Raw genomic sequence first — 8,746 nt, forward strand, 5'->3', positions numbered from 1 at the left:
CCGGAAGGTAAAAAGGAACTGTTGCAATTGCTTATCGGGGAATTCAACTCCGTAAAACTCAACCTGGACCCCCACCACTGGAAGACCATAACCCAATGGAAATCCAGGGTAGATCGCTATAAAGCCCCCGTATACCGCTTTAAGGTACGGAACCGGGAACTCGAGATCGATACCCATACAGAGTCCCTTTCCCACCTGCAGATCCCCAAGGTGGTCCTGCCCAGATACGAAGCCTGGGGGGACCTGCTGAAATGGATCCTGCAGGAAAATGTCCCGGGAAGTTTCCCATACACAGCGGGGTTGTACCCATTTAAACGCACAGAGGAGGATCCCACCCGGATGTTCGCCGGGGAAGGAGGACCTGAACGGACCAACCGGAGATTTCATTACGTCAGCCTGGACATGAAGGCCAAACGCCTTTCTACGGCCTTCGATTCAGTCACCCTCTACGGAAATGACCCGGGAAAACGGCCCGATATCTACGGGAAGATCGGGAACGCGGGGGTTTCCATCTGCTGTCTGGATGATGCGAAAAAACTGTATTCCGGATTCGACCTGACGAACCCGATGACCTCGGTCAGTATGACCATCAATGGCCCTGCCCCCATGTTGCTCGCTTTTTTCCTCAATGCCGCCATCGATCAGAACTGTGAGAAGTATATCAGGGAGAACGGCCTGGAGAAGGAAACAGAGAAGAAGATCGCTTCCCTGTACAAAGGCCTCGAAAAATCGCGACCTAAATACGCCGGGAAACTGCCTCAGGGCAACGACGGTCTGGGCCTCATGCTCCTGGGGGTGACCGGAGACCAGGTCTTGCCCGCTGATGTGTACGAAACGATCAAGGCCAGGACCCTGAAGGAAGTAAGGGGTACGGTACAGGCGGATATCCTGAAAGAGGACCAGGCACAGAATACCTGTATCTTTTCAACAGAGTTCGCCCTTCGTTTGATGGGTGATGTGCAGGAATATTTTATCGGGGAAAAGGTGAGGAACTTTTACTCGGTCTCCATCTCGGGCTACCATATTGCGGAAGCAGGGGCCAATCCAATCACCCAGCTGGCCTTTACCCTTTCCAACGGATTTACCTATGTGGAATACTACCTGAGCAGGGGCATGGACATCAATAAATTCGGACCCAACCTCTCTTTTTTCTTTTCCAACGGGATAGATCCCGAATACGCCGTCATCGGCAGGGTGGCCCGGAGGATATGGGCCAAAGCCATGAAGGAGAAGTACGGAGCCGACCCCAGGGCACAGATGCTCAAATACCACATACAGACCTCAGGAAGGAGCCTTCACGCCCAGGAAATCGACTTCAACGATATACGAACCACCTTGCAGGCTCTTTATGCCATCTATGACAACTGCAACTCCCTGCATACAAATGCATATGATGAAGCGATCACAACACCCACGGAGGAGTCGGTTCGCAGGGCCATGGCCATACAGCTGATCATCAACAAGGAACTGGGCCTTGCCAAAAATGAGAATCCCCTGCAGGGATCCTTTATCATAGAGGAGCTGACGGATCTGGTTGAAGAGGCGGTTTTACTCGAGTTCGACCGGATCACGGAAAGGGGAGGGGTACTCGGTGCTATGGAAACCATGTACCAGCGTTCCCAGATACAGGAAGAGAGCCTGCACTATGAAACCCTGAAACACAACGGGGAGTACCCCATCGTCGGGGTCAACACATTCTTGAGTTCCAAGGGTTCTCCCACAATCCTGCCCAAGGAAGTGATCAGGGCCACGGAAGAAGAGAAACAAACGCAGTTGATCACTCTGGAAAATCTAAAAAAGCGCAACCAGGAAAAGTCGGCACAAGGGTTAAAAGAATTGCAGGAAGTGGCCGTTCACAATGAGAATATCTTCGAAAAACTGATGGAAGTGTCTAAATACTGTTCCCTGGGCCAGATCACCCAGGCTTTGTTCCAGGTAGGAGGCCAGTACAGGCGCAACATGTAACTGGGGGGTATGCGGTACCTTTACCGGGATCGGGAATTAACGAAATAAATACATTCCTGATTTAGCCCAGGTATTCCCTGAAATGCCAGGTCTCCCTGGGTTTGTTGTAACCTATCAGTGATTTGCGCCACTTTTTAAAAGATCTTCGGAAGAGGCGGATCTCCCGTCTCAGCAGGTTCAGGTATTCCTTTTCCCTCAGTCCGTCCTTTTCCAGCCCATTGCAATAAGAATTGATATTTCGGAGCATGATCCCGATAAAAGTAGCGCTCTTCATTCTGTCTCCCATGGAGGCTGAGGTCTCAGCCCTGGCGATCTGCTGTGGGATCAGGACCGCATCTGTGATCAGGGAGTCTGCAATGTGATCCCGGTGACTGTCAGACTGATACAGGGTGAGTAAATTCTTGTTGTAAGTAACAAAAGAAGCCAGCTCCTGACTGAGGGTACAGAGCTCTAAAGCTTTTCTATAGATCGGGAGAGATCCTAGGTGATTTTGGGACATCGTTCTTTTTCATTGCTTTAATTACTTAAAATTACATAGTAATTGATCGAAGTAGCTTTTTATTTTAAAGATAAATTTTAAATTTGCTTAGTAAAATAAAAATTAAAACGTTAAAAAATTTGAAATCAGAGATAGATCGCTTGAACTGGGGAATATTGCAGTGTTTACAGGAGAATTCCCGTGAATCCTTTTCGAGTATTGGGAGGAAGGTGGGCCTTACCCCTCCTGCGGTTGCCGAGAGGGTAAAAAAGATGGAAGACCTGGGGATCATCACCGGATATTTTGCCCGGGTATCCCATGCCATGGCCGGATATCAGTTAAAGGCGATCATCACCCTAAAGGCATTTATGGGGAAGTTAAAACCTTTTCTGGAAATGGTCGTGACCCTGGATGAAGTGGTGAATTGTTATCGCATCACAGGAAATGAGAATATCATCATGGAAGTGATCCTTAGGGATCAGTTCCACCTGGAAAAGTTTATAGATAAACACATTCTGTACGGGGAGACGCGGACCCATATCATTTTGTCTGACGTGGTGGCTGATGCGCCCATAAAAAAAAGAAAGGGGTAAAAATAATTCCTTATTTTAGATCAGGAAGTCGATTTTCTGTGGGGTCCTCTGATCGCGAATGAAGGAAGATCGATTTTCATTTTTCCGGATTCCGAATTACATTTTGGCCGGATTTTTGAGGAATAAAATGCTATGAAAATTCCGTTTTTTCTCTGCTTATTTGTGATCAGTGCGGCTCTGTCGCCTCTCAGGTCTCAGGAAATATCCATCAGAAAAGGGATGGTCCAGGACTCCATCCGAATCAATGATTCCATACCGGAAACCTTCGCGGTTTATCTTCCCACTAACTACGAGCCCTCCAGGAAATGGCCGGTCCTTTTTGCTTTAGATATGCAAGGCCGCGCAAAACAGATAGTGCATATGTTCAGGGGCGTGGCCGAGAAGCAGGGCTTTGTGGTAGCGGCCTCAAATGATTTACATGACAGCCTGTCTATCGTTCAGAATACCCTGAGGGCAAGCCGGATGTTCAACAGGGTGTACAGTTTGTTGTCCATTCATGAGAATCGCACATATACAGTAGGACTGGATGACGGGGCACAGTTCGCCACCATCATCGCTTCCCTGATCAAGCCGGTGGAAGGTGTGATCTCCTGTGGTTCCGGCATTCCGTACAAGGAATTGATAAATCCAAAAAACCCCTTTCAGTTTATAGGCATAGTGGGGAGATCAGACCACAACTTCACTAATCTTCTGGAAGATTTCGGTATGACCAGGACAACCACTAAAGCCCTGGGAAGGTCAAAAATGGTCGATTACCTGATGGTATTTGAAGGAGGGGCCGAGTGGCCCCCTCAGGACTATCTGCAGCGCGCTCTCGAGATCCTTAATTTAAAGAGTATGAGCAAGGGGGATATCGCGAAGGATTCGACGTACGTGAACAGTATTTACAACCGGAGCATGGCAGAGCTGGATCAGCTGGTGACCAATGGGAACTATCTGGGGGCGGCTTTCCTTTCCGATGAGATGCTCACTAAATTCAAAGGACTGCTCGATCTGGATGAATTGAAAAGAAGGAAGAAGTTCATCTGGCGAGAAAAGGAATACCAGGTGCAGTCGCGTAAGCAAAATCGTTACTTGCAAAAGGAATACTTCATACGGGAGGAATACGACTTCAACCTCAATGACGATGTACTTACCCTTAATTACAACAACCTGGGATGGTGGAATTACCAGAAGGGAGAGATAGACAAGTTCCGGAAGAGCAATGACCCTTTTGAAAAGGAAATGGGCGAACGCCTGCTGGGATTCCTGAATGCCCTGGTGGAGGATAACATTGAACTGGAAAAGGCCCAGAATCCGGTGAATGAAGAAGCTCTTAGCTACCTGTGGATGGTTAAGACCATAACGGCTCCCATGGAATACCAGAATTACCTCAATATCATTTCTGACAGCGCCAAATACGAAGATTTCGGGACGGCCCTTTTTTACCTGGAGGAACTGCTGAAGAAGGGTTTCACGGACAAAGCGGCCCTTTATGCCCTGGAGCACACGGCCCTGTTAAGGATCACCCCGGAATTCAACGAGATCATCGAAAAGTACTTCAAAGATGCCCGGTACGACCTCATAGAGGATTAGTCCCACGTTTTCGTTTCCTTATCTGAATTCCCTCCTATTGGGAAGAGAGGGTATACTGCTATGTCTTGTTTCTGATCTGTAGCCTGAAGCGCAGGACGTAGAGCAAGAGTATTCCCATAACTCCAATGATCATGGCCAGGTGCCAGGTAGACCTGTAACCCAGGTTCGCAATAGAGACCATGCCGCCATTGTGGGCAAAAATATGGGAAATGGAAAATGCTATATTGTACAGGGCCATATATTCTCCCTGCCTTCCCGAACGGGAACGGTCCATAGCAAAGGCACTGGAAAAGGGAAAGGTGATCATTTCCCCCAGCGTCATCAGGATCATGCCGATCACCAGAAGGCCATTCCAGTTACCAAAGGTCAGGAAAAAGAAACTGAAGGTGGTCATCGCCAGACCGAGGATCATCAGGGAGGCCCTGGAAAGGGTGGATGTTTCCAGGTATTTGATCAGCGGCATCTCAAAGACAAAGATGATAAACCCGTTCATGGCCAGAAGGAGCCCGATACTAACCTCGCTTAATGACTTTATTTCACTGTAAAACAGGGGCACGGTCGAGAAGTACTGCACAAAAATCAGCCCCAGCAGGACCATGGCGCCGATAAAAAGGAGGTAGGGATAGTCCTTGTAGGCAGAACGGGGAGATTCATTCTTAACGTGATCCAGTTCTTTTGCTTTTTTAGGATTGAGTACCAGCAGGAGGAGAAGGGCTGCCAACAGACAAGTGATCCCGTCTATCCAGAAGAGTCCGAAATACCCTGTAGAGGCAATAATGACCCCGCCAATGGCAGGTCCGGCTGAAAATCCCAGGTTAATGGCCAGGCGGATCAGGGTCACAGAACGGGTTTTGTTCTCGTGTTTGCTGTAGGCGTTCATGGCCACATAAGTAGCGGGCCGGAAGGAGTCTGCAATGACCATCAGCACAAAGATCCCCCCGCAAATGGCATAAAAGGATTCCAGCATCTGCAGCCAGATAAAGAGGAGTCCGGTAAGGAAAAGGCTCCAGACCATGACCTTGTAATAGCCGATCACATCCGTCAGTTTTCCTCCCAGCCAGGTTCCTGCAAGGGAACCCAGGCCAAAACAGCTCATGATGGTCCCCACGTCTTCCAGGGAGAAGCCCCTGTCCTGGGTGAGGTAGAGGGATAGAAAAGGGATGACCATGGTGCCGGCGCGGTTGATCAGGGTGACCAGGGCCAGCCACCAAACCTCCCTTGAGAGTCCTTTAAAGGAATTGAGATAAGAAAGGTAGAGCAACTTCATGGGGTTATTTTCTATCGTGACCCGCTGATCCAGAATTTAAGGGCTCACCTTTAAACCGACTTAAAACTAGCTAAAAAATGACCTATTCCGTACTTTTGATACCAAAGGATGCACGTATGAGAATTTTGATCTGCCTCCTGTTCCTGGTCTTGGTTTTCAACAGTTGCGGGGATGGGAAGAAATACCATGACGAGGTCGACCAAAAGGAATTACCGGCCGATAGTATTTTAGCTTCTATCATCACCTTTCAGAATGAACTGAATAAAGAATTTGCCAACCCGGAATCTTCTCCTTTACCGGATCGCTATCGCAAGGATTTTGTAGGGCTTGAATTCTTTGATCCGGATACCGCCTTCCGGGTGGTGGCGGAGCTGACGCGCACCCCTGAGGCCATTCCCTTTTTGATGCCCACCAATACGGACCGGATGTCTGAGGAGGTCGTTTACGGGCTGTTGAGTTTCGAGCTGAAGGGGCAGAGGTACCAGCTCGAGGTGTATCAGAATCAGGAATTAAGCACTGAGGAGGGGTATGAAGAATACCTGTTCCTTCCGTTTACGGATGAGACCAATGGGGAGTCGACCTACGAAGGAGGTAGGTACATAGATTTGAGCATTCCGGAAGGGGAACAGCTCGTGATCGATTTCAACAGGGCCTATAACCCCTATTGTGCCTATAACAAAAAGTATTCCTGCCCGCTGGTGCCCACCCAGAACCATCTTTCTATGGAGGTCAGGGCAGGGGTGAAAGCCTTCAAATAGGTTCAAAATAAAACCCTGACAATAAATTGCCAGGGTTTATCAACGAACTAAACAAAACTAATAAAGACTCCCTGCTAGAAAGAGTATATCGCTGCGATCAGGAATGAAGAGAGGCTGTTTGTGGGTGCCCCGTCACTATCTGAAAAGGGTTCATTGTCATCTCCGAAGCTATCCAGGCGGATCTCTGGTTTGATGATCAGGTTTTCCTTAGTGTAGCTTCCTGTCAGGGTCAGTCCCAAAACGGGAACATCGTCGAAACCGTCCTGTGTAAAGGCGAAGTATTCACCTCTCAGTCCGATGGCAAAGTCATCTGAGGTCTTCAACTGTGGGTAGATGGCGGCTCCGTAGAATCCGGAATCTGTTTCAGAATTCTTGTTGTAGGCCGCATTGATACCGAGGAAGAAATCCTCTGTCAGATCCACACCACCGGTATAATCGATCTCAAAGCCCAGACCTCCGTTGGATCCACTGTCGTAATACAGGTTGAGGTACTGCCCGTGAACACCCAGCTGTGTTCCCAGGGCATACTCCCCGGTGGCACTGATATCATTGGTGTCCCAGGGATTGGTTACGGCAACCATCAGACTCACGTCATCAGAAAGGGCAAAGTCGGCTTTTACTCCCATATGGGAGAACGGTCCGTTGGAAAAGAGATAGGAAACACTGTAGTTGAAGTTGGCGGCAGGCGCAATGACCTCATATCCTACCCAGGTGTTGAAACGACCAATGGTCAGGGTAGTGTTTTCCGATACATTCCAATAGGCATAGGCCTGGTTGATGATGCCGTTCAGCACATCATTTTCAAAAGTAGCTTCCGTACCTCTGGGACCGAAGACCAGGTCGACCACCACTCCGGTGTCTCCCTTTTCATAGGCTCCGATCAGGTTTGCCATCCCCAGGGCAAATCCGGTTTGATTGGCAAAGGAGGTGGGGGTGGCCGTTGTGGCCAGTCCGCCATCATTGAAGGTAGTCCTGTAATACGTGTCAATACTTCCGGAGAGGGTAAACGGGCTTGAGCTTTCTTCCTCTTCCTGGGCAAATCCTGTCACTCCGACGAGAAGTATGGTTAGATAGAGTAATTTTTTTCCGAAATTTGTATAAATAATCGTTTTCATATTTCTGTGTTTGTTATCCTGTTATCAGGATGTTAATACTGTTTTAAGTTGAAATGTTGAAAAGGTTATGAACGGAGCGTTTGGCAGAACGCTCCGTTCTTTATTATGTTAATGTTGGTTCATTCTAAAATCTGCATAGGCATCCATTCCGTGCTCGTGCAAGTCGAGTCCGTCTACTTCTTCCTCCTTGGAGACTCTGATACCTACGGTCTTTTTCAGGCTGTAGAAGATGATAAAGGCGGTGAGGGAACAGAAGGCCGCCGCCGCGCCCACTCCGGCCAGCTGGTAGAGGAACTGGTCCCCTCCGGCCTTGGCGCCAAAGATACCCACAGCCAGTGTTCCCCAGATTCCACAGATCAGGTGAACGGTCACGGCACCTACCGGGTCGTCCAGACGAATCCTGTCGATAAAGGCTACACCCAGTACGATGATCAAACCGGCAATAAAACCTATGAGTACGGCCTCATTGGGCGACATCAGGTCTGCTCCTGCCGTGATCCCCACAAGTCCGCCCAGGATTCCGTTCAGGAACATGGTAAGGTCGAGATTCTTGTAGAGAAAGGTCGACAGGATCAGGGCACCTACACCACCCGCAGCGGCTGCGAGGCTGGTGGTTACCAGTACGAGGGAGGTGAGTTCAGGGTCTCCGGACAATACGGATCCTCCGTTAAACCCAAACCATCCCAGCCAGAGGATAAGCACCCCGGCGGTAGCCAGAGGGATATTGTGACCCGTAAGAGCCTTGGGCTTCCCGTCTTCCCCAAATTTCCCGATTCTGGCGCCGAGGAGATAGATCCCTATAAGGGCTCCCCATCCTCCTACGGAGTGCACGAGAGTAGATCCTGCAAAATCGTAGAATCCGGCATCATCCCCACCGAGGGTAGAGAGGAAACCACCTCCCCATTGCCATGATCCCACTATGGGGTACACGAGACCCACATAGAGTATCACAAAGATCATAAAAGGTCCGATCTTGATACGCTCTGCCACAGCTC

At 49.2% G+C, this 8,746-nt stretch carries 8 protein-coding genes; 4 read left to right on the forward strand and 4 right to left on the reverse strand.

All coding sequences use genetic code 11. The features are described 5' to 3' along the window. Positions 1-1,965, forward strand: a 1,965-nt coding sequence (locus ABYP73_RS08825) for a methylmalonyl-CoA mutase family protein (protein WP_372974073.1), incomplete at its 5' end; no start/stop codon positions are given. A 61-nt stretch (positions 1,966-2,026) separates the two neighbouring features. On the opposite strand, the gene ABYP73_RS08830 is transcribed toward ABYP73_RS08825, so the two are convergent. Continuing rightward, positions 2,027-2,464, reverse strand: a complete 438-nt coding sequence (locus ABYP73_RS08830; protein ID WP_372974074.1) for a hypothetical protein — start codon at positions 2,462-2,464, stop codon at positions 2,027-2,029. Between the two features lie 119 nt (positions 2,465-2,583). Here ABYP73_RS08830 and ABYP73_RS08835 point away from each other — a divergent pair, with 119 nt between their 5' ends. After that, complete coding sequence (locus ABYP73_RS08835) at positions 2,584-3,036, forward strand: Lrp/AsnC family transcriptional regulator (RefSeq protein ID WP_372974075.1); 453 nt, start codon at positions 2,584-2,586, stop codon at positions 3,034-3,036. Positions 3,037-3,168: 132 nt separating this feature from the next. Beyond that, entirely contained in the window at positions 3,169-4,611 is a 1,443-nt protein-coding gene (locus tag ABYP73_RS08840; protein ID WP_372974076.1) for an alpha/beta hydrolase, read from the forward strand. Positions 4,612-4,669: 58 nt separating this feature from the next. Here ABYP73_RS08840 and ABYP73_RS08845 read toward each other — a convergent pair whose 3' ends face one another. Next, positions 4,670-5,878, reverse strand: coding sequence for an MFS transporter (locus ABYP73_RS08845; protein WP_372945891.1), 1,209 nt, complete (start codon positions 5,876-5,878; stop codon positions 4,670-4,672). A gap of 116 nt (positions 5,879-5,994) precedes the next feature. On the opposite strand from ABYP73_RS08845, the gene ABYP73_RS08850 reads away from it, so the two are divergent. Continuing rightward, positions 5,995-6,636, forward strand: coding sequence for a DUF1684 domain-containing protein (locus ABYP73_RS08850; protein WP_372945890.1), 642 nt, complete (start codon positions 5,995-5,997; stop codon positions 6,634-6,636). Positions 6,637-6,710: 74 nt separating this feature from the next. Here ABYP73_RS08850 and ABYP73_RS08855 read toward each other — a convergent pair whose 3' ends face one another. Then, complete coding sequence (locus ABYP73_RS08855; protein ID WP_372945889.1) at positions 6,711-7,751, reverse strand: outer membrane beta-barrel protein; 1,041 nt, start codon at positions 7,749-7,751, stop codon at positions 6,711-6,713. 108 nt (positions 7,752-7,859) lie between these two features. Next, on the reverse strand, positions 7,860-8,746 hold an 887-nt coding region (locus ABYP73_RS08860; RefSeq protein WP_372974077.1), incomplete at its 5' end, for an ammonium transporter.

Source organism: Muriicola sp. (assembly GCF_041567615.1).
Classification (GTDB): Bacteria; Bacteroidota; Bacteroidia; order Flavobacteriales; family Flavobacteriaceae; genus Muriicola.

What these genes read in the sequence shown, in the direction of transcription:
- ABYP73_RS08855 (WP_372945889.1), bottom strand. Translation starts at nt 7,751, where the DNA reads ATGAAAACGATTATTTATACAAATTTCGGAAAAAAATTACTCTATCTA.
- ABYP73_RS08845 (WP_372945891.1), bottom strand. Translation starts at nt 5,878, where the DNA reads ATGAAGTTGCTCTACCTTTCTTATCTCAATTCCTTTAAAGGACTCTCA.
- ABYP73_RS08830 (WP_372974074.1), bottom strand. Translation starts at nt 2,464, where the DNA reads ATGTCCCAAAATCACCTAGGATCTCTCCCGATCTATAGAAAAGCTTTA.
- ABYP73_RS08850 (WP_372945890.1), top strand. Translation starts at nt 5,995, where the DNA reads ATGAGAATTTTGATCTGCCTCCTGTTCCTGGTCTTGGTTTTCAACAGT.
- ABYP73_RS08840 (WP_372974076.1), top strand. Translation starts at nt 3,169, where the DNA reads ATGAAAATTCCGTTTTTTCTCTGCTTATTTGTGATCAGTGCGGCTCTG.